At 62.4% G+C, this 19,178-nt stretch carries 18 protein-coding genes and 1 tRNA gene; 8 read left to right on the top strand and 11 right to left on the bottom strand.

The window, feature by feature from the left end:
* From H6B51_RS12205 to H6B51_RS12195, 3 genes are all read left to right on the top strand, one after another.
* On the top strand, nt 1-355 hold a 355-nt coding region (locus H6B51_RS12205), incomplete at its 5' end, for a SelB domain-containing protein (RefSeq protein ID WP_204883955.1).
* A 14-nt stretch (nt 356-369) separates the two neighbouring features.
* Nucleotides 370-465: transfer RNA gene (locus H6B51_RS12200), tRNA-Sec, on the top strand.
* A 26-nt stretch (nt 466-491) separates the two neighbouring features.
* A complete protein-coding gene (locus H6B51_RS12195; protein ID WP_204883954.1) occupies nt 492-767 on the top strand; it encodes a GNAT family N-acetyltransferase in 276 nt (91 codons plus the stop codon).
* 61 nt (nt 768-828) lie between these two features.
* Here the strand turns inward: H6B51_RS12195 and pyk are convergent, their stop codons facing one another.
* The 7 genes from pyk to H6B51_RS12160 all read right to left on the bottom strand — a co-directional run bounded on the left by pyk (nt 829) and on the right by H6B51_RS12160 (nt 8,948).
* On the bottom strand, nt 829-2,262 hold the full coding sequence (gene pyk, locus H6B51_RS12190) for a pyruvate kinase (protein WP_204883953.1): 1,434 nt from the start codon (nt 2,260-2,262) through the stop codon (nt 829-831).
* An 88-nt stretch (nt 2,263-2,350) separates the two neighbouring features.
* Complete coding sequence (locus tag H6B51_RS12185; protein WP_243421285.1) at nt 2,351-3,562, bottom strand: MFS transporter; 1,212 nt, start codon at nt 3,560-3,562, stop codon at nt 2,351-2,353.
* A gap of 4 nt (nt 3,563-3,566) precedes the next feature.
* Nucleotides 3,567-4,775, bottom strand: coding sequence for an alginate O-acetyltransferase AlgX-related protein (locus H6B51_RS12180; RefSeq protein WP_204883952.1), 1,209 nt, complete (start codon nt 4,773-4,775; stop codon nt 3,567-3,569).
* Nucleotides 4,776-4,788: 13 nt separating this feature from the next.
* Nucleotides 4,789-6,189, bottom strand: a complete 1,401-nt coding sequence (locus H6B51_RS12175) for an MBOAT family O-acyltransferase (protein ID WP_204883951.1) — start codon at nt 6,187-6,189, stop codon at nt 4,789-4,791.
* A 13-nt stretch (nt 6,190-6,202) separates the two neighbouring features.
* Complete coding sequence (locus H6B51_RS12170; RefSeq protein WP_204883950.1) at nt 6,203-7,261, bottom strand: acyltransferase; 1,059 nt, start codon at nt 7,259-7,261, stop codon at nt 6,203-6,205.
* A 3-nt stretch (nt 7,262-7,264) separates the two neighbouring features.
* Complete coding sequence (locus tag H6B51_RS12165) at nt 7,265-7,630, bottom strand: VOC family protein (protein WP_204883949.1); 366 nt, start codon at nt 7,628-7,630, stop codon at nt 7,265-7,267.
* Nucleotides 7,631-7,646: 16 nt separating this feature from the next.
* The gene (locus H6B51_RS12160) at nt 7,647-8,948 is read right to left on the bottom strand and encodes a chloride channel protein (RefSeq protein ID WP_204883948.1); all 1,302 of its coding nucleotides are present in this window, start codon (nt 8,946-8,948) and stop codon (nt 7,647-7,649) included.
* A gap of 309 nt (nt 8,949-9,257) precedes the next feature.
* On the opposite strand from H6B51_RS12160, the gene H6B51_RS12155 reads away from it, so the two are divergent.
* Nucleotides 9,258-9,938: a YczE/YyaS/YitT family protein gene (locus tag H6B51_RS12155; RefSeq protein WP_204883947.1), complete on the top strand. Its 681-nt coding sequence runs from the start codon at nt 9,258-9,260 to the stop codon at nt 9,936-9,938.
* A 220-nt stretch (nt 9,939-10,158) separates the two neighbouring features.
* On the opposite strand, the gene H6B51_RS12150 is transcribed toward H6B51_RS12155, so the two are convergent.
* Together H6B51_RS12150 and H6B51_RS12145 are read right to left on the bottom strand one after the other, a co-directional pair.
* On the bottom strand, nt 10,159-10,332 hold the full coding sequence (locus H6B51_RS12150; protein WP_204883946.1) for a hypothetical protein: 174 nt from the start codon (nt 10,330-10,332) through the stop codon (nt 10,159-10,161).
* A 20-nt stretch (nt 10,333-10,352) separates the two neighbouring features.
* The gene (locus H6B51_RS12145) at nt 10,353-11,747 is read right to left on the bottom strand and encodes an NAD(P)/FAD-dependent oxidoreductase (RefSeq protein WP_204883945.1); all 1,395 of its coding nucleotides are present in this window, start codon (nt 11,745-11,747) and stop codon (nt 10,353-10,355) included.
* 216 nt (nt 11,748-11,963) lie between these two features.
* On the opposite strand from H6B51_RS12145, the gene H6B51_RS12140 reads away from it, so the two are divergent.
* Genes H6B51_RS12140 through H6B51_RS12130 form a run of 3 tightly spaced genes read left to right on the top strand, consistent with a single transcriptional unit; the run spans nt 11,964 to nt 15,055 of the window.
* Nucleotides 11,964-12,323 carry a BlaI/MecI/CopY family transcriptional regulator gene (locus H6B51_RS12140; protein ID WP_204883944.1) on the top strand — a complete coding sequence of 120 codons (360 nt, stop codon included), beginning with the start codon at nt 11,964-11,966 and terminating at the stop codon, nt 12,321-12,323.
* Between the two features lie 7 nt (nt 12,324-12,330).
* The gene (locus H6B51_RS12135) at nt 12,331-13,680 is read left to right on the top strand and encodes a M56 family metallopeptidase (RefSeq protein ID WP_204883943.1); all 1,350 of its coding nucleotides are present in this window, start codon (nt 12,331-12,333) and stop codon (nt 13,678-13,680) included.
* Complete coding sequence (locus H6B51_RS12130; RefSeq protein WP_204883942.1) at nt 13,598-15,055, top strand: hypothetical protein; 1,458 nt, start codon at nt 13,598-13,600, stop codon at nt 15,053-15,055. The genes H6B51_RS12135 and H6B51_RS12130 overlap by 83 nt, the downstream gene beginning before the upstream one ends.
* A 44-nt stretch (nt 15,056-15,099) precedes the next feature.
* Here the strand turns inward: H6B51_RS12130 and spoIID are convergent, their stop codons facing one another.
* Nucleotides 15,100-16,104: a stage II sporulation protein D gene (spoIID, locus tag H6B51_RS12125; RefSeq protein WP_204883941.1), complete on the bottom strand. Its 1,005-nt coding sequence runs from the start codon at nt 16,102-16,104 to the stop codon at nt 15,100-15,102.
* A gap of 138 nt (nt 16,105-16,242) precedes the next feature.
* Here spoIID and H6B51_RS12120 point away from each other — a divergent pair, with 138 nt between their 5' ends.
* A complete protein-coding gene (locus H6B51_RS12120; protein WP_204883940.1) occupies nt 16,243-17,610 on the top strand; it encodes a citrate/2-methylcitrate synthase in 1,368 nt (455 codons plus the stop codon).
* A 40-nt stretch (nt 17,611-17,650) separates the two neighbouring features.
* Here the strand turns inward: H6B51_RS12120 and H6B51_RS12115 are convergent, their stop codons facing one another.
* Entirely contained in the window at nt 17,651-19,045 is a 1,395-nt protein-coding gene (locus tag H6B51_RS12115) for a sodium-dependent transporter (protein ID WP_204883939.1), read from the bottom strand.
* Nucleotides 19,046-19,178 lie beyond the last annotated feature (133 nt).

Here is a 19,178-nt window from a genome sequence, read left to right as displayed (position 1 = left end):
GCCCGGCCTGGAGAAGGCCCTGACGGCCCTCTATCAGGAGGCGGGGCTCCACCCTCCCTCCAACGCCCAGGCCGAGGCCATGTTTCCCGGTCAAGAGGCCGCCTGCCGTCGGGCGGGACGGGCCCTGGCCGACCGGGGGGTGCTGGCCCCCTTGTCTCCCCAGTACCGGATGTGGGGTGAGAGCTGCGTCCAGGCCAGACGGACCTTGATAGCCCGTTTCGGCAAGGGACAGTTTACCCTGGCTCAGGTCAGGGACCTGCTGGGGATCTCCCGCCGGGAGGCCCTGCTGCTGTTGGAGTACTGGGACCGCATCAAAGTGACCCAAAAGCTGGGGGAGAGCAGGCGTTTTCTGTGACCTCCCCGCCATATGGGGGCGGAAGGGTATCTGGTGAGCCCCGCGGTCTTCAAAACCGTTGGGGACGGCGTTCCCGTCCTGGTGTGTTCGATCCGCACCCGCCCTCGCCAATTTATCTTGTAACAGGAGGGATCCCATGGAATTCCGATCCAGTCCGGGCCGCCTGTGGGTTCAGGACGAAACCGGCAGGCTCATCGCCGAGGTCACCTTTCCCGAGCTCCGGCCCGGGGTAGCCGAGTTGGACCACACCTTTGTGGACAGCTCTCTTCGGGGCCAGGGAGTGGCCGGCCAGCTTGTGCTGGGGGCGGTGGAGCAGCTCCGGCAGCGGGGCATGAAGGTGATCCCCACCTGTTCGTACGCCGTCAGGTGGTTTGAGAATCACCCCGAGCATCAGGATCTTGTCGCCAAGTGATCTTACGCACAAAAAAGCGCGCCGCAACCGCGGCGCGCTTTTTTCTGTTCAGTTTGTGGGATCAGATGGGGTCGCCCACCACCTGGGCCTTGATCAGGTTGGTGGTGCCGGAGATGCCCAGGGGCACGCCGGCGGTGATGACCACGGTCTCGCCCACGTTGACGGCGCCCTCCTTCCGGGCCACGTCCACGGCCAGGGAGAACATGCGGTCGGTGGAATCCACCTCGCCGCACAGGTAGGGGTGGACGCCCCAGGAGATGGCCAGCTGCCGCCGGGTGGACTCGCTCTGGCTCAGGGCGATGATGGCGCAGTCCGGGCGGAAGCGGGAGATGACCTTGGCGGTGTAGCCCGACTTGGTGGGGGCCAGGATGGCGGTGGCGCCCAGGTCCATGGCGGTCAGGCAGCAGGTGTGGGTGATGGCGTCGCTGATGCCGGAGATCTCGGGCAGCAGGTTGCGCTCCCGGAACCGGCCCCAGTAGTCGATGGCGTTCTCGGCGGCGGTGACGGTGGCCACCATGGTCTCCAGGGCCTCGATGGGGTACTTGCCGGAGGCGGTCTCGCCGGAGAGCATCACGCAGGAGGTGCCGTCGAACACGGCGTTGGCCACGTCGGACACCTCGGCCCGGGTGGGACGGGGGTTGCGCATCATGGAGTCCAGCATCTGGGTGGCGGTGATGACGGGCAGGCCCTTCTGGGTGGCGGCCTTGATCATCCGCTTCTGGAGGATGGGCACCTCATAGGCGGGGATCTCCACGCCCAGGTCGCCCCGGGCCACCATGATGCCGTCGGCGGCGTCAATGATGGCCTCGATGTTGTCCACGCCCTCCCGGTTCTCGATCTTGGCGATGATCTGGACCTTCTCGCCGCCGGGGTGCTTGCGCAGCTCGGCCCGGATCTCCTCCACGTCGCTGGCCTTCCGCACAAAGGAGGCGGCCACGAAGTCGAAGTCGTTCTCGGCGGCGAACCGCAGGTCCTCCCGGTCTTTGTCGGTGAGAGAGGGCAGGTGGATGTGTACGTCGGGGATATTGATGGATTTATTGTTAGAAAGAGGGCCGCCGTTTTCCACGGTGCAGCGGATCTCGTCGCCCTGGATCTCGGCCACCTTCAGCTCGATGAGGCCGTCATCCACCAGGATGCGGCAGCCGGGCTCCACCTCGTTATGAAGGTTGGCGTAGGTCACCGATACCCGGCTCTGGTCGCCGGGGATGTCCTGGACGCACAGGGTAAAGTCCTGACCCTTTTCCAGAACAACAGGGCCGTCGGCAAAGGATTTGATGCGGATCTCAGGACCCTTGGTGTCCAGGATGGTGGCCACGGGATAGCCCAGCGTGTCCCGGACAGACTTGAGCATGGTCAGCCGGGCCAGCTGCTCCTCATGAGTGCCATGGGAGAAGTTGAACCGGGCAGCGTTCATGCCCTTGCGAATCAGCTGGCGGATGGTCGCCGCGTTGTCCACGGCGGGGCCCAGGGTGCAGATGATCTTCGTCTTTCTCATTTCCTACCTCCATACAGGTCTCAGAATGTTCCTCTTGAAAACCGGCATTATCATACACCAATCTTGCCGTTTTGGAAAGAGGGAATTTCTAAGTCGGCCGAACTTTTTTCCCGCCCCCCAGCACGGACGCCAGACAGAGCAGGGCACCGGCACAGCCGCACAGGATACAGGCGCCCAGCATCAGGTTAGCACCGCCCAGATCCAGGGTATATCCGGCCAGCACGCCCCCCATCATGCCCCCCAGCCCGTTGGAGGCCACCATCATCACGGTCTGCCCCTTCACCCGGTCGGCGGCAGGCACTGATTCGTTGACATAGTATACCGAGGCCGGAGTAAACAGGCCATAGCCCAGCATCTGGATGGGCTGCACCGCCAGCACTCCCGCCCAGTTCCAGGTGAGCAACAGCAGGACGGCTTTCAGGGTGCCAAAGCCCATACTGAGCACCAACAGCCAGCCGCTGCCCAGTCTGCGCAGGAGTTTCTGGAAGAAAAAAGCCGTAGGCAGCTCAAAGCCCCCCATGAGGAAGAGCGCCACTCCCAAGTGGGCCTGGGTACCTCCACGGCTGGTGACAATGTTCACCAGGAAGTTAGACAGAGGCATGATGGCGGTGAGCCCCAGAAAAACCCCCGCCAGCATAAGGGTGAACCTGGGATTGTGTTTCAGCAGGGAGAGGGCAGACTGAGGCTTAGGGCCCCGCTCTCCCTGCCGGATTGTCCCCCGGTAGGGGGGATAGGTGGCCACCAGCAGGATCTCGATCCCCACCAGGGCCAGATGGGTCACCAGGGTGCTCTCCATGCCCAGGGCGGTCACCTGGAGGCCCAGCAGCACGCACACCACAGCGTAGGCAAAGGAACCCACCCCACGGCCCAGGCTGTAGCGGATGGGCACCCCGTCGTTGATGAACTGCACGGCCATGGCGTCCATCAGAGGATAGGAGGACACCTCCAGCCCGCCGATGACCACCCACACCAGGGTGGTCTCCCACAGGCCCATGGCGGGGCACAGCCAGTACCACACTCCAGCCGCCAAAGAGAGGACCATGGACAGGGTGACAATCCCCTTCAGGGGGATGTGGGGGTGCCGGTCGGCAAAGCTGCCCAGCAGAGGCTGAAAAACGATGCCCGCCAGGCAGCGCACCGCCGTCATCAGCCCGGCCTCGCTGTTGGTGAAGCCACGCTCCAGCAGCAAGGCGGTTTGATAGGCCACGATGGCGGCGAACATGGCCCAGAAGCCCGCCTGCATTGCCATGTAGTGCAGATCCAGCCGCCGGGCCGACGGCATGTGTCCCGTGGTTTCCAAGTTCTCACTCCGTTCCGCCGAAGGCAAACAGTTCATCCAGCCGGGTGCTGCTGGCGGTGTACAGGGTCATCACCAGGTCGGCGTCCAGCCCCCAGATGGCGTCCAGTAGGTCCCCCTCAAAGTACCGCAGATCGATGGTGGTCAGCTCCGAACAGGACAGGGCCAGGAAGGGGGCCAGGGCGCAGGAAAAGGACTCCCGCAGCAGTACGATCCTGGGCCCGTTGGGGTTTTTATGGTTGACAATGGTGGCCAGGCCGTAGTCGCCGCCGGAATAATAGGTGTAGGGGTTGCCGTTAAACCAGTCCACCGACGCGATTCGCTCGGGAAAGCACACCGACTGCTGAAAGGGGCCCGCCCGGGAAAATCCTCCGTCCTGGCTGGTATAGGTCAGATAGGTCTCAAATTTGGGGGTGTAAATGGTGAAATCATCTACGCCGGCGTAGAGAGAGCCCACCCGCTTGCCCTGGCTGCCCAAGAAATAATCCTCCAGCTGCTTGGTGGTCCAGTTGTTGGGATCGGTGTAGGACGTGGAGGTGGGAAAGCCGTAGGCCAGATCCAGGACTTGGGCCAGATTCTGCCAGGCAAAAAAGGCCGCCTCCGGCTTCCAGTGGTGGTCTGTGGTAAAGAACCAGCCGGAGTAAATGCCGTTGCTCTCAAACAGAGGCCGCAGATCGAACCACTCCAGGCCCAGCTCTTCCAGTTCCCCCAAAAAGGCGTCGGCGCAGTCGTTTCCAAATTCCTCTAGCCCTGCCGGCAGCAGGTCGGCCCCCCGCTGGATCTTCTGGGGAGCCACCACAAAGAGGAAGGGAACTCCCTCTGCCGCCAGCTGTCCGGCAAAGTCGGCGGTCTGCCGGGCGTGGGCCAGTGGGAGCTCCGGGTCCAGTGCGTTGACGCTCACATCCACAAAATTCAGGGCCCCGGTGGACAGCTTGACCACCGTGTTGCCCGCCACCGCGTCCTCCACCACACGCCGGCCGGTGAGCCGCTGGATGCCACCGTAGAGCTGGATAAACAGATGATTCCGGTCCAGATCGGAGTTGGCGGCGGATTCCGCCTCCTCCAGCACCGCGGTCAGATCTCTCTCCCTAGCAGCAGAACGGAGCAGGCCCTCCAACTCTCCCTCGCCTCCAAAAAAGGAGGAGAGCAGCAGCCCAAAGCCTCCCGCCAGCAGCAGAAGAAACAGGATCGCCGTTATGGTATTGCGTCGGTTCATAAGCCGCTCCTTGTCAGAAGTTGAAGTAGATGAAAGGGTTATAGGTCCCCTTGATGATGAAGCTTGCGGACACCAGGAAAAGACAACCCAGCACCAGGGCGTAGCCGATATCCAGGATCAGCCACCGCCGGGCGGCCGCCCAGTCCCGCAGCCTGGCCGCCGTGGGAGCGGAAAACACCGCCGCTGCCAGGAGCACCAGCCAGTTTTCCCGCAGATAGAGCAGGGCCTGGCCCTCCCGGCCGGGACCGCCCAGCCCGAACATAGCCAGCAGGTACTCTCCCGCCTGGGCCAGACTGTCCGCCCGGAAGACCACCCAAGCGAAGTTGACCATGGCGAAGGTGAACAGCCAGCGGAGCCACACCGGCCAGCCCCGGCCCAGGCGGCAGAACTTCTCCAACACCAGCAGTACGAAGTAGAACAGCCCCCAAGTGATGAAGGTCCAGTTGGCCCCGTGCCAGACGCCGGTGAGCAGCCACACCACAAACAGATTGCCCAGGTGGCGGGCCCTGGAATCCACCCGGCTGCCCCCCAGGGGGAAGTACACATAGTCCCGGAACCAGGTGGACAGGGAAATGTGCCACCGCCGCCAGAACTCAGTGACGGAGGTGGAGATATAGGGGTAGTTGAAGTTCTCCAGGAAATGGAAGCCGAACATCTTCCCCAGGCCGATGGCCATGTCGGAGTAGCCGGAGAAGTCGTAGTAGATCTGGAGGGTGTAGCACAGCGCCCCCAGCCAGGCAAAGCCCGGGGTGAGGGCCCCGCCGTCAAAGGCCCGGTCGGCCACCACCGCCAGCTGGTTGGCCAGCAGCACCTTCTTCCCCAGGCCCACCACGAACCGGGCGCACCCGGCGGAGAAATCCGCCCAGGTCTCCCGCCGGCCGTCGATCTGGCTGGCTACCGTCTCATACTTTACGATGGGGCCGGCAATGAGCTGAGGGAAAAAGGAGATGTACAGCCCCACCTTCAGGGGGGACCGCTGAGCCTCTCCCCGGCCCCGGCACACGTCCAACACATAGCTCAGGGCCTGGAAGGTAAAAAAGGAGATGCCGATAGGCAGCTCGATCCCCGGGATCACGAAGGCCGCCCCCAGGGCGTTGAGAATACCCAGGGTAAAGGTCAGGTATTTGAATACAAACAGTATTCCAAAATTGACCACCAGAGCCAGCACCACCGGCAGGCGGCAGGACGCTTCCCTCTTACGCCGGCGGTCCACCCACAGGCCAAAGCCATAGTTTGCCAGGATGGAGCCCATCATCACCAGCACGAACCAGGGCTCCCCATAGGCATAAAAGCCCAGGGAGGCCAGCAGCAGGAACACGTTCTGGCCCTGCCGGAACCGGCGGAGGGGCAGGTAGTAAATGAGCAGCACAAGGGGAAAAAAGAGAAAGAGAAAGATGGAACTGGAAAAGAGCACGGAGTTTCCTCCTTCAGGTCAGATAACGCCCCACCAGCGGGAGCTTGGAGAGCAGCCAGGCTACGGCAAAGGAGCACAGGAACACCGCCAGGGACAGCACCGGCACCGCCAGGATAGGGGTAAAGGACAGCACGGTGATCCCCAGGATGTTGAGGATCTTGAGGAAGAAGATGTGGACCAGATAGATCCCAAAGGTGACCCTGGCCACCCCGGACACCCGCTGCCGGCGAGATCGCTCGTCGCTCACCCCCAGCACATAGCGGAAGAGGACGAACACCGCTGTACTCATGAAGGCGATGTTTGGGCTGTCATAGTTGTACAGGGTCTGGGCAAAGGCCTGCCGTTGTATGGAAAGCCACAGAGTCCCGCCCAGGGTGAACGCGGTCCCCGCCAGCCCCAGCAGGTAGATCAGGTACTCCGCCCACCGGCTGAGGGTGTAGGTCTTGAGGTAGTACCCCAGCACATAGTAGCCCACATAGCCCATAACCAGATGGATGCTCAGGTTGCTGTTCCACAGGCTGATGGTCTGGCTGGGCCGCAGCCGGAGCACCGTGGGCAGCAGGCTGGCAAAGATAAAGCACAGCAGCAGAAACCAGTGGAGATCCCTCCGGCTGGCCCCTTTGATAAAGGCCCGGAGCACGGGAGTTACTAGATAGAGCCCCAGAATCATGTACAAGAACCACAGATGGAAAGCGGTCTTGCCCAAAATCACCTGGCGGAAGGCGGCCAGCAGCGTCCCCAGGCTGAATCCGTTCTGGGCCACCAGATCCCACAGGGCATAGGCCGTCCCCCACACCAGCAGGGCCACCAGCACCCGCAGGATGTGGCCCACCAGCTTGGCCGGAGTCATGGAATGCTTGGGGTCCAGCAGAAACATGCCGGAGAGCATAATGAACACCGGCACGCACCAGCGGGTCAGGCTGTCGTAGGTGTTGAGAACGTGGAACTCCACCGAGCCCAGGGGTACATAGGACAGCTGGGATCCGGACAGGTGGAGCACCACCACCGCCAGAGCCGCCACCACCCGCAGCAGGTCCGCATAGGCCACTCGACCGTCAATCGTCTTGCCCATGGCTCACCTCTCCGGCACGATCTCAATCCAGTAGCCGTCGGGGTCCTGGATGAAATAGATGCCCATGTCCGGATTTTCAAAGCACACACAGCCCATGGCCCGGTGGCGCTCCAACAGCTCGTCAAACCGGTCGGTAAGGAAGGCAAGGTGGAATTCCTCCTCCCCCAGGTCGTAGGGTTCTGTCCGGTCACGCAGCCAGGTCAGCTCCAGCTGAAAGCCGGTCTCCCCGTCTCCCAGGTACGCCAGCTTAAAGGAGCCATCCTCCGCGGCCTTTTCGGCAACCGGTTCCAGCTCCAGAGCCTCTTTGTAAAAGGCCAGAGAGCGATCCAGATCCAGGACGTTAAAATTGAAGTGGGCAAACCGCAGCATAACTGGGCCCTCCTTTTCAATGTGTTTCCTCGTTGGCCTTTTTGTCGATGAACTCAGGCCGCAGTTTACTATAAACGATTTTCTGCTCGCTGTACAGCCCATAATAGCCGGAAAGCATATAAGACACCGCCAGGCATATGGCAAACAGGCACAGGCTCTGCCCTGTAAACATACCCAGGCTGTCCCCGGCGAAGAGTTCCAGGGAGAGCAGCAGGGAGGTAATAGGGCAGTTGGTCACCCCGCAGAACACGCTGACCATACCCAGCCCCGCCCCGAAGGAGGGGTGGAGCCCCAGAAGAGGCGCCACGGTGCAGCCAAAGGTGGCCCCGGTGAAAAACACCGGCACGATCTCGCCCCCCTTGAAGCCCGCGCCCAGGGTGATGGTGGTAAAGAGCATTTTGAAGAAAAAGGCCTCCGGCCGGGCGGAGCCCCCAATGGCGGCGTGGATCACCGCCTCTCCGGCGCCGTTGTAATCGTAAGTACCCGGGTTCCACAACCAGACCACATAGGTTAGGCAGATGACCAAAGCCCCGCCTACAACCGCCCGCACCAGGTGGTTGGGCAGGTATTTGTCATAGAGGTGGGGGGCGGCGTGCATGAGCCGACAGAAGAAAATGGACAGCAGGGCAAAAAGCACCCCCATGCCGATGACCTGGAGAAGGGTCGAAACGCTCAGGTTAGGAATACCCTCCAGGGTAAAGGCGGTGGGGGGCACCTGGAAATACTGGGCCACCCACAGGCCGATCACCGAGGACAGAGCGCAGGGGACGATGGCGGCATAGTAGAGCACCCCCACGCTGGTGACCTCCATAGAGAACATGGCCGCCGTCAGAGGGGTACCGAAAAGAGCGGAAAAGGCAGCCGACATGCCGCACATGGTGATGATGCGGCTGTCCTTGTCATCCAGGCCCATCCACCGGCCGATCTTGGAGGAGATGGAGCCCCCGATCTGGAGGATGGCTCCCTCCCGGCCGGAAGACCCTCCTACTAAATGAGTGATCATGGTAGACACAAACACCAAGGGGGCGGTGCGCAGCCGCAGGGGCTTGTTTTCCCGCACCGCCGTCAGCACAAAGTTGGTGCCCCGGTCACCCTCCATACCGCACACCCGGTAGAGCAGCACAATGGCCAGGCCCCCTGCCGGCAACAGCCACAGCAGCCAGGGGTGGGCATGCCGCAAGTCGGTGACGGCGGAAAAGGTGTGGTAAAAGGCAGTGGCCACCCCGCCACACACCAGCCCGGTAATACCGGCAAACATGAGCCATTTGATAAAAGCAACGGGGTTTTCCAGCCATTTCCGCAGTTTTTCTCGTTCCATCTCTCTCACCCTTCGGCGCCCCCGCTCCGGAGGTCTTACTTTGACAGCCAACATTATAGCATGAAATCCGGGGATTTTCCGCATTCCCCCGCATTTTTTCCGGTTGGACTCAATTTATTCCCAATGCGAAACGCTCCCATTTTGCAACTATCTGCTTATTTTCCACCGGGATATGCCTGTTAACGCCAAGATAAGGTCATCATATATAAAAAAACAGTTGTTTTTTTGGTAAAGTTTTCTCTTGAACCTGCCGGTATGGGATGCTAAACTATTTTTAGCTAAGAAAAATAATTTTTTGGAGGCGAGAAAATGTCCCATACCCCCCTGCTGCGCCGGTACGTCCTCTTCCTGGCTGGAGTCATTTTTTCCGCTCTGGGTATCGCTCTCATCACATTGGCCGGTATGGGTACCTCCGCCGTGTCCAGCCTTGCCTATGTGCTTACCTTTGTGTTCCCGGGGGTCACGCTTGGCACCTTCACTTTTGTGGTGAACTGCGTTATGCTGGGCGGGCAGATCCTGCTGCTGCGTCGGAAGTTCCAGCCCATCCAGCTGCTCCAGGTCCCCGCCACCTTCCTCTTCTCCTACTGCATTGACCTGTGGATGTCCCTGCTTGGCTCTATCGTACCTCATTTCTATCTGGGCCAGTGGGTGGTGCTCCTGCTGGGCTGCCTGTCCCTGGGCTTCGGCGTGGCGCTGGAGGTCATCCCCAACGTGCTCATCCTGCCCTGCGAGGGCTTTGTCCGCACCTGCAGCCAGGTGTTCGGCTGGGAGTTCGGCAAGGTCAAGACCGGCTACGACCTGCTCATGGTGGTCTCCGCCGCCCTGGTGTCCTTCCTCTGCCTGGGCTCCATCTTCGGCCTGCGGGAGGGCACCGTGGTGTGCGCCCTGACGGTGGGCTCCATCTCCCGGTTCTTTTGCAAGCGCCTGGGCTTCCTGCTGGAGAGCCGCCGGAAGGCCGCCGCGCTTACTGACGCTGATCTGCCTGCATAAGGCTTCCTTTCCCTACCCTAACACGCAAAAGGCGCGCCGCGAAAGCGGCGCGCCTTTTGCGTGCGTCAAGCTGTCCAAAAAATCTGTCATTCTGAGCCCCGAAGGGGCGAAGAATCTTTCGCTGGCGGACAAATCGGCAGGAAAGATCCTTCGCTGGCGCTCAGGATGACAAAATGGGGGCCTGTTGCGTGATGCCGCAACAGGCCCTTGCGTTTTTTCTTTACTTCAGCCGGCTCAGGATAACCTGGGCGGCCTTGACGCCGGAGGCGCCGGCCTGGGCCAGGCCCCGGGTGATGCCCGCGCCGTCGGTCCCGCGGGGCCACAGCCCCGCGGGAACCCTGATGATTTGATTCGCACGGCGGAAGTGAATTCCGCCGGCGGCAATGCTTCGCATTGTGTGGGCTCCGGGCGGGCTTAGTTCAAACGGCCCAGAATGACCTGCGCGGCCTTCACCCCGGAGGCCCCCGCCTGGGCCAGGCCACGGGTGATGCCCGCGCCGTCGCCAACGGCGAAAAAGCCGTGCAGGGAGGTCTCCAGTTCTCCGGACAGGGCCAGCCGGGCGGAGTAGAACTTCACCTCGGCGCCATAGAGCAGAGTATCGTAGTTGGCGGTACCGGGCGCGATCTTGTCCAGCTGATAAATCATCTCGATGATATCATCCAGCTGCCGCTTGGGCAGGGCCAGAGACAGATCTCCGGGGACGGCGGCAGTGAGGGTGGGCCGGACAAAGGACTTGCTCAGCCGGTGCTCATTGGTGCGGATGCCGCTGACCAGGTCTCCAAACCGCTGGACCAGCACGCCGCCGGCCAGCATGTTGGACAGGGAGGCGATATGCTTGCCGTAACGATAGGGCTCGTTGAAGGGCTGGGTGAACCGGTTGGACACCAGCAGGGCGAAGTTGGTGTTCTCGCTCTGGAGGGCAGGGTCGGAGTAGGAGTGGCCGTTGACGGTGTTGATGCCCTCCACGCTCTCGGCCACCACATGGCCGTAGGGGTTCATGCAGAAGGTGCGCACCGGGTCGCCGTACTGCTTGGTGCGGTAGACCAGCTTGGACTCATACACCACGTCGGTGATATGCTCAAAGACCTTGGCAGGCAGCTCCACCCGCACGCCGATATCCACCTGATTGTTGATCAGCTGGATGCCCAGATCCTTGCACTGGTTGGAGAACCATTCCGCTCCGGAGCGGCCGGGACCGGCAATGAGCCAGGTGCAGTCGATCTCGTCCCCCTGCTCGGTAATGAGGCGGTAGCCTTCCCCGTTCAGGTTTTCGATCTTGGTCACAGCGGTGTGGAACCGGAACTCCACCCCCTTGCGGCACTCCTCATAAATGCTCTGGAGGATCTTCAGGTTGTTTTCGGTACCCAGATGCTTACACCGGGCCTGGAGCAGGTGAAGATCGTGCTCCAGGGCTTTTTTCTCCAAAGCCCGGGCCTCCGGGGTGTCAGTGGAGAACACCTTGTCGGTGGCCCCATGCTTCATGTTGATGGAGTCCACATAGTCAATCAGGCGCATGACCTCATCCTGGGGCATGAAGTCGGTGAGCCAGCCGCCGAAAGCGGTGGTAAAGTTGTACTTGCCGTCGGAAAAGGCGCCGGCGCCGCCAAAGCCGCACATGGTGCCGCACACCTTGCAGTGGATGCACTCCTTCACCTTGCCCGCCACAATGGGACAGCTGCGGGTGTAGATATCGGCCCCCTGATCCAGGGCCACCACCTTCAGCCCGGGATTGCGGTGCATCAGTTCATATCCGGCGAAGATACCGGCCTCGCCGCAGCCCAGAATGGCAACGTCATACCGTGTGTTCATGTGCGATCTCTCACTTTACGTCATAATTTGGGCGGGGCACAACCCCATATCCCGATATGTTATTATACCAAAGAGTCGGTTTCTTGACAACGTCCATCTCACCGGCAGGCTAAAAATTTTTCAGGGTCCCAATCCGGTTTTTCCCTTGACAAATAAGTCTACTAGTTGTAGACTAAATATGCAGACGACAACATGTAGACCAACGGAGGGATCGCAATGGCAGACTGGAAGCTGGGGGCAGTGGAGGCAAAGTTCGCCGATCTGATCTGGGCGGGGGAGCCTATGCCCTCCGCCCAGCTGGTACGCCGGGCGGAGGAGGTATTGGACTGGAAGAAGTCCACCACCTATACGGTACTCAAACGGCTGTGCCAGCGAGGAATTTTTCAGAACGAGGGGGGCGTGGTCACCGCCCTGCTGTCTCGGGAGGAGTTTTACGCCCGGCAGAGCGAGGAATTTGTGGCCCAAACCTTTGACGGGTCTCTGCCCGCCTTTCTGACCGCATTTACCCGGCGGAAAAAGCTGTCCCGGGAGGAGATCGCCCAGCTGCAGAAGCTGATCGACCAGAACAGGGGGTGACCGAGCCATGACGGCATTCTTGTCTCAGACGTTGTTTCCCACCCTTTTGGACATGAGCCTCACCGGCGGCATCGTGATCCTGTGCGTGCTGGCCGCCCGGCTGGCCCTGAAACGGGCCCCGAAAATCTTTTCCTATGCCCTGTGGGCGGTGGTGCTCTTCCGGCTGCTCTGTCCGGTGTCCCTGTCTGCCGGCTTCTCCCTGCTGGGGGCCCTGAACGCCACCGCCCGGCAGGCCAGCCCGGTAGTGAGTACCGTCACCTATGTCCGGCCCGCCCAGCCGGCAGAGCTCCAGCCCCAGACAGAGCTCCCGGCCAGCCAGCCGGACGGACCGGTCTCCCAGCCAGCGGCCACCAGCGCCCCGGTGGTGCCGGAGCAGGCAAAGGAGACGGTGGACTGGGGGGCCGTGGCGGCCTGGGTGTGGCTGGTGGGAGCGGCGGCCATGGCGGGATACAGTATGATTGCTCTGTTCCGGCTGCGGCGGAAGCTGGTGGGGGTATTCCACCTGGTGGACAACATTTATCTGGCCGACTACATCTCCACCCCCTTTGTACTGGGGCTGGTGCGGCCCAGGATCTACCTTCCCTCCACCCTGACCCGACGGGAGCTGGGCTGCATCATCCGCCATGAGCGGTACCACATCCGCCACGGGGACCATGTGGTGAAGATTTTGGCATTCATCGCCCTCTGCCTCCACTGGTTCAACCCCCTGGTGTGGGTGGCCTTCGTGCTGGCGGGCCGGGACATGGAGATGCGGTGCGACGAGGCGGTGGTCAAGGCCATGGGGGAGGAGGTAAAGGCGGACTACTCTGCCGCCCTGCTGGCCCTGTCCACCGGGCGGCTCACCATCGCGGGCACCCCCCTGGCCTTCGGAGAGGGGGACCCCAAGGGCCGCATCCGCAACCTGCTGGGGCGGAAGCAGCCCAGGCTGTGGCTGTCCGTGGCGGCGGGGCTGGCCTGCGGGGTGGTCATTGCCGCCTGCGCCGCCAATCCCGCCGGGCAGAGCACCGGCGGCAGCGGGCGGTATGAGAGTATGGAGGACTTTACCCAGCAGACCATGGCGGCGGTGAAGGAGGTCACCTACACCCCCCTGGATAACGGCGTCCCCGCCCAGGAGGAGCGCACCGCCCAGGTCTCCGGTACCAAGCTGGCCCGGCTGGACAAGATGGGGGAGCTGGAGGGGCTGGCCTCCGAGGGCGTCCTGGAGGCATGGATTTTCCAGTACCTGGTGCAGATCGACGTACCCCCGGAGCAGGTGGCCCTGGCGGGCGGGATGTATGAGGAGGACGGCTGGTTCGACCTGGAGGGCCAGGGGGGGCCGCAACATCGTGGCCCTGCGCTACCCCGACGGCAGCTATGATATCCTGTATGACGGGCCGGTCAACGACAACATGAGCTTCTACGGCTGGCACAACAGCTATGAGGAGGCCATTTACGACTGGTATGTGGGAGAGGAAGCCATGGATCTGCCCCTTTATGTGCAGGATTGGGGGGATCGGATCACCTACCCGGAAGGGACCGAGCCCGGCAGCTATCCCGTCCACCGCTACGACGGGGACGGCTGGTACCTCTACCTGCCGGTGGAGGGCTGGACCCAGTGGATCGCCGGTGATACCAACTGGTTCTGGACCTCCGACTATTGCTCCGGCTTCACCCTGACGGTGGAGTATATCACCACCAACCTGGCCGACTATCTGGCCGGGGAGACCCAGGGCATGACCCCCGCCGACGACAGCGGGCGGGTCTTTACCGCCCAGTGGGACGGCTGGGTCTACCGGGACTGCTATGTGGACGCGGTGGACGGCGGCTGCTGGAAGATCTCCACCAAGTGGTTTGACCCCGACCGCACCGATTCCACCTCCGCGGTGTCTCCCGCCCCCGGCCCCATGGCGCCCATCCACCGGCAGGCGCTGGCGCTGATGGCGGAGAGCTTCACCCCGGACAACCGGATCACCCCCACCCAGACCTCCGCCAGCCTGCTGACCGGGGTGACCGCGGGAGAGACGCCCCTTACCCTTACCCTGCTGCCCGAGGATGGCCAGGCGGGTGACGGGCTTGGAGATTGCTGGAGCTGCGGCAACAGCCGGTACTTTTACAGTGAATTGGCCGCTCTCACCTGGCGGGCCTACAGCGCCCCGGCGGGAGAGGCCCCCAAAGGGGCCGGCGTGACCCTGACCGGGCCGGGATGGACGATTACCGCCTATGAGGGATATCCGGCGGCGGCCTTTGACGACGGCTCCGGCGCGGTATGGCTCAAGCCGGACGGAGCGGAGGAGGTAAGCCCATATCAGCTCCTGCGGGGCTGGTATGACGAGGTGGAGTTCCATGCACTGGGAGGCGGTTTTGATGGGACAGCTCCGGCGGTGATCCCCGATTCCGGCCAGGACTACCTGGCAGCGGCCCAGGCGTTTTGCAGCCAGGTGGAAGAACGTCACCTCCAGGCCAGCTCCGGCGGCAGTTTCCGCTGGAACTATGTCCAGTGCCAGGTAAAGCCGGAGGAAGAACAGATCCCCGCCCTGGCCGACCTGCCGGACAACGTCCATCCCTTCCGCCTGACCACCATTTTTGTCCCGGAAAACGAGACCGCCCTGGCCCATGCGTCGGCGGGCGGCACGGAGCGGTACGCCGGAAGCGACCCATCGCTCCCGGAAGGAGCCTATGAATACGGCCTCTGCGGCTATATGACCATGGAGACCAACGGCTGGCACGGCAATATCGTGGGTGCCGGCTGGTAACAGCGCAGCGCAAGGGCCTGCCGCGGACGCGGCAGGCCCTTCTGTTATGCCGCCGGGGTGTAAGTGTCCACCTCCACCCCGGTGTAGTACCACTTCAGGATGTCCTCATAGCTCTTGCCCTCCTTGGCCAGGGCGTTGGCTCCGTACTGGCTCATACCTACCCCGTGGCCGTAGCCGGTGACGGCAAAGGTCACACCATCAGCGGAGGCGGTGACGGTGAAGCTGGTGGAGCGCAGCTCAAAGAGAGTACGCAGGTCCTGACCGCTGGCAGTGACGCCCCCCACATCCACCGAGCTCACCCCGCCGGCGGAGTTGGCCACCCGGTTGACAAACCACCCGGCGGGGTCGCCGGACAGGTTCGCGGCGGGATACCGGGCCAGCAGCTTGGTCTTGAACTCTTCCAGGGGAACGGTGACGGTGGAGTGGTAGTTGGGCACCTCCTCCCCCTCGGGGCTGTCCACCCCAGTGAGATAGGGCACAGAATTGCCCCACACCTCCACCGCGTCCACCGTCCGGCCGTCAGCGGAGGAGAAAAACACTGCCTGGATGGGCGTTCCCTCATAGAGCACCGCTACCCCGTCGGTGTCCGCTACTGCGGCGGTGATTTTTTGCGTGTAGCTCTGGGCCATGTCCCCCCAGCTCTCCGCCGCCTCCTCCTGGGTGCGGTAGGCCTGGCAGCAGTTCACATCGGTACACAGGTCTGCCTCCGGGTGGGCGGCGGTCTCCCGCTCCAGCTTGCCCAGGGTATAGGTGCGGGCGGCCACCGCCTGGGCCTTTAACGCCTCTGGCTCAAAGGAGGCGGGCATCTCGGCGGCCACCACCCCCCACAGGTAGTCATCCAGGGCCAGGGTGTCCACCGTCCCGTCGGCTTCCTTTACCGTGACCTGGGTGGCACTGTCCAGGGAGGGCTCCGGGGTGACCACCGTGTGGTCGATGGGCAGGCTGCCGCTCTCTACCGGTCCCTCCACCTCCCCCCGGGGCACCAGCAGCAGGGGCAGCAGGAACAGGGCCAGCAGCAGGGCCAGGGCGGTGACGGCCACCTGTCTCATCCCCACCATCTCCCTCCGTTTTGCAAGTTAAAATTCATTGGCCTTCAAATTATATTTTATGAAGTTTGCTTATTGACGGTATTGCAAAATGGTTGTACAATACTGTGCAAAAGTATTTGGGCAAAGGAGTCGCCGAAGATGCAAAACGAAGCCAAGGTCAATTCCACAGACTTCATCCAGAGTCTATGCGGGGAATACCGCAAATATAACCAAATCGATCCCGCCTATTATGAGCGTTACCAGGTCAAGCGGGGCCTGCGCAACGCCGACGGTACCGGCGTTATGGCAGGGGTCACCCAGATCGGTAACGTGCTTGGCTACTACCTCCAGGACGGGGAGAAGCTGCCCGCCCCCGGCAAGCTGATCTACCGGGGCATTGACGTGGAGGATCTGGTGGACGGCTTCGTCAGCGAGAACCGCTTTGGCTTTGAGGAGACCGCCTATCTGCTCCTCTTCGGGGCCCTGCCCACCCGGGAGCAGTTGACCACCTTCCAGCAGATCCTCTCGGACAACCATACCCTGCCCAGGATGTTTACCGAGGACATGATCATCAAGGCTCCCAGCCCCGACGTGATGAACAAGCTGGCCCGGTCCGTGCTGGCCCTCTATTCCTACGACGACAACCCCGACGACATGGCCTTGGAGAATCAGCTGCGGCAGGCTGTCCAGCTGGTGGCCCGGGTGCCTGTCATCGTAGCCCACGCCTTCGCTGTGAAGCGCCACTACTACGATAATGAATCCCTCTACCTCCACCGGCCCCAGCCGGGGCTCAGCGTGGCGGAAAACTTCCTCTATTCCGTCCGCCACGACAACCAGTTCACCGAGCAGGAGGCCAAGCTGCTGGACCTGTGCCTGGTGCTCCACGCTGAGCACGGCGGCGGCAACAACTCCGCCTTCGCCTGCCGGGTGCTGTCCTCCTCCGGCACCGATATCTACTCCGCCATTGCGGCGGCGGTGGGTTCCCTGAAGGGTCCCCGCCACGGCGGCGCCAACAAAAAGGTCATGGAGATGTTCAGCTACATCAAGGGCGAAGTGAAGGACTGGACCGACGACGACGAGGTCCGGGCCTGCCTGACCAAGCTGCTGAAGAAGGAGGGCGGCGACAAGTCGGGGCTCATCTACGGCATGGGCCACGCCATCTACACCATCTCCGATCCCCGGGCGGTGCTGCTGAAGAAGTTCGCCCGCCAGCTGGCCGAGACCAAGGGCATGCAGGAGGAGTTCCGGCTGTACGAAGCGGTGGAGCGGCTTACCCCGGAGATGATGCACACCGTCAAGGGGGAAAGCAAGATGGTCTGCGCCAACGTGGACCTGTTCTCCGGCCTGGTGTACCAGATGATGGGCATCCCCCAGGAGCTGTATACTCCCCTCTTCGCCGTGGCCCGCATCGTAGGCTGGTGCGCCCACCGCATCGAGGAGGTCTACCAGCCGGGCAACCGGATCATCCGCCCCGCCTACAAGGCGGTGGCCCCCAGCCGGCCCTTTGTGCCCCTGGATCAGAGATAAAAAATTCCGCAGGACAAACATCCTGCGGAATTTTTTTAACCTAACCGATGCCCCCCAGAATGGCCCCGGCCACCAGGGCCACCACACACAGGGGGACGTACACCCATTTGCCGAAGGGGAGGAACCAGCTCCCCACAGGCTTCCGGGCGCCCTGGTTCACCGCCTCCAGGGCGGTTTTCTTGCGCAGCACCCAGAAGAACATGATCCCCGCCAGGGCGGCCCCAAAGGGGCAGATATAGATGGAGACCATGTCCATCCACTGGGAGGTCCAGGGCTGGATCAGCAGGGCCACCGCCAGGCCCAGGATATGGATGACCAGCACGGCGGGCACCCGGCCCAGCTTTAACTTTTCCTGACAGAAGGCCACCGGGGTCTCATACAGGTTGATGATGGAGGTGGCACCGGCGAAGAGCACCGCCAGGAAGAAGAAGGCACCCACCGCCCAGCCTACCGCCCCCATGCCGTTGAACACCCCGGGCAGGGAAATGAACATGAGGCCGGGGCCCCGGCTATCCACCTGGCTGCCGGTGGTGGCCATGGCGGGGATAATGACCAGGGTGGCCACCAGGGCGGCCAGGGTGTCGAACACCGCCACGTTCCGGGCGGAGGAGGACAGCTCCACCTTTTTGCTCAGGTAGGAGCCGTAGATCACCGAGCCGCTGCCCGCCACCGACAGGGAGAAGAAGGCCTGGCCAAAGGCGTAGATCCACACCTCCCAGTCCAATAGCCCCGCCGGGTCCAGAGTAAAGATGAAGCGGTAGCCGTCGGCGGCCCCGGGCAGGAAGGCGATGTACACCGCCATCACCAGAAACAGGCCGAAGAGCAGGGGGATCATCACCTTGCAGGCCTTTTCAATGCCCCCGGCCACACCCAGGGCCATGATGACCGCTGAGGCCAGTACCGCCACCACGATCCACAGGCCATTGCCGATGCCAAAGACGCTGTTCTGCACCATCATTCCTACACCCTCCCCCAACGTGTCTGTGGTTGGTGCGGCGGCATTGAAGGTGTTGACGATGGCGTCCATATCCTGGCCCAGGGCGAAGAGCCGGCCGGTGACCGCCATAACGGCATACTTGAAGATCCAGCCCATGACCACGGTATAGCCAATAGCCAGGCCCAGGGATCCCACCACCGGCAGCAGACCGATGGCTTCCCCCGGTCGGGGGTCACCCAGCCGTTCCCGGGTGGCCTTCCCGAAGGCCCCCACCGGTCCCGCCTCCGCCCAGCGGCCCAGGGCAAACTCCTCCATCACTCCGGAAGCGGCGATGACCAGGACAAACAGCAGATAGGGCAGCAGAAAGGTAAGACCGCCGTACCGGGCCACCAGGTAGGGAAACCGCCAGATGTTGGCCATCCCCACCGCCGAGCCGATACAGGCCAAAATAAAGCCCCATTTCCCCCTGAAGCCGTCCCGTTTTTCTTGTGACGACATATCCATTCCTCCCATTCCATGGACTTGCTTTGGACAAACGAAAAGGCCATGCCAGGGTCTCCCAAGGGGAAGGCCCCGGCATGGCTGCGTTGCTTTGTGCGGTTGTCTTACTTGGCGGCGACAGCCTCGATCT

The organism is Pseudoflavonifractor phocaeensis, from assembly GCF_016901955.1.
Classification (GTDB): domain Bacteria; phylum Bacillota; class Clostridia; order Oscillospirales; family Oscillospiraceae; genus Flavonifractor; species Flavonifractor phocaeensis_A.
This window is presented reverse-complemented; position numbering and strand designations above follow the sequence as displayed.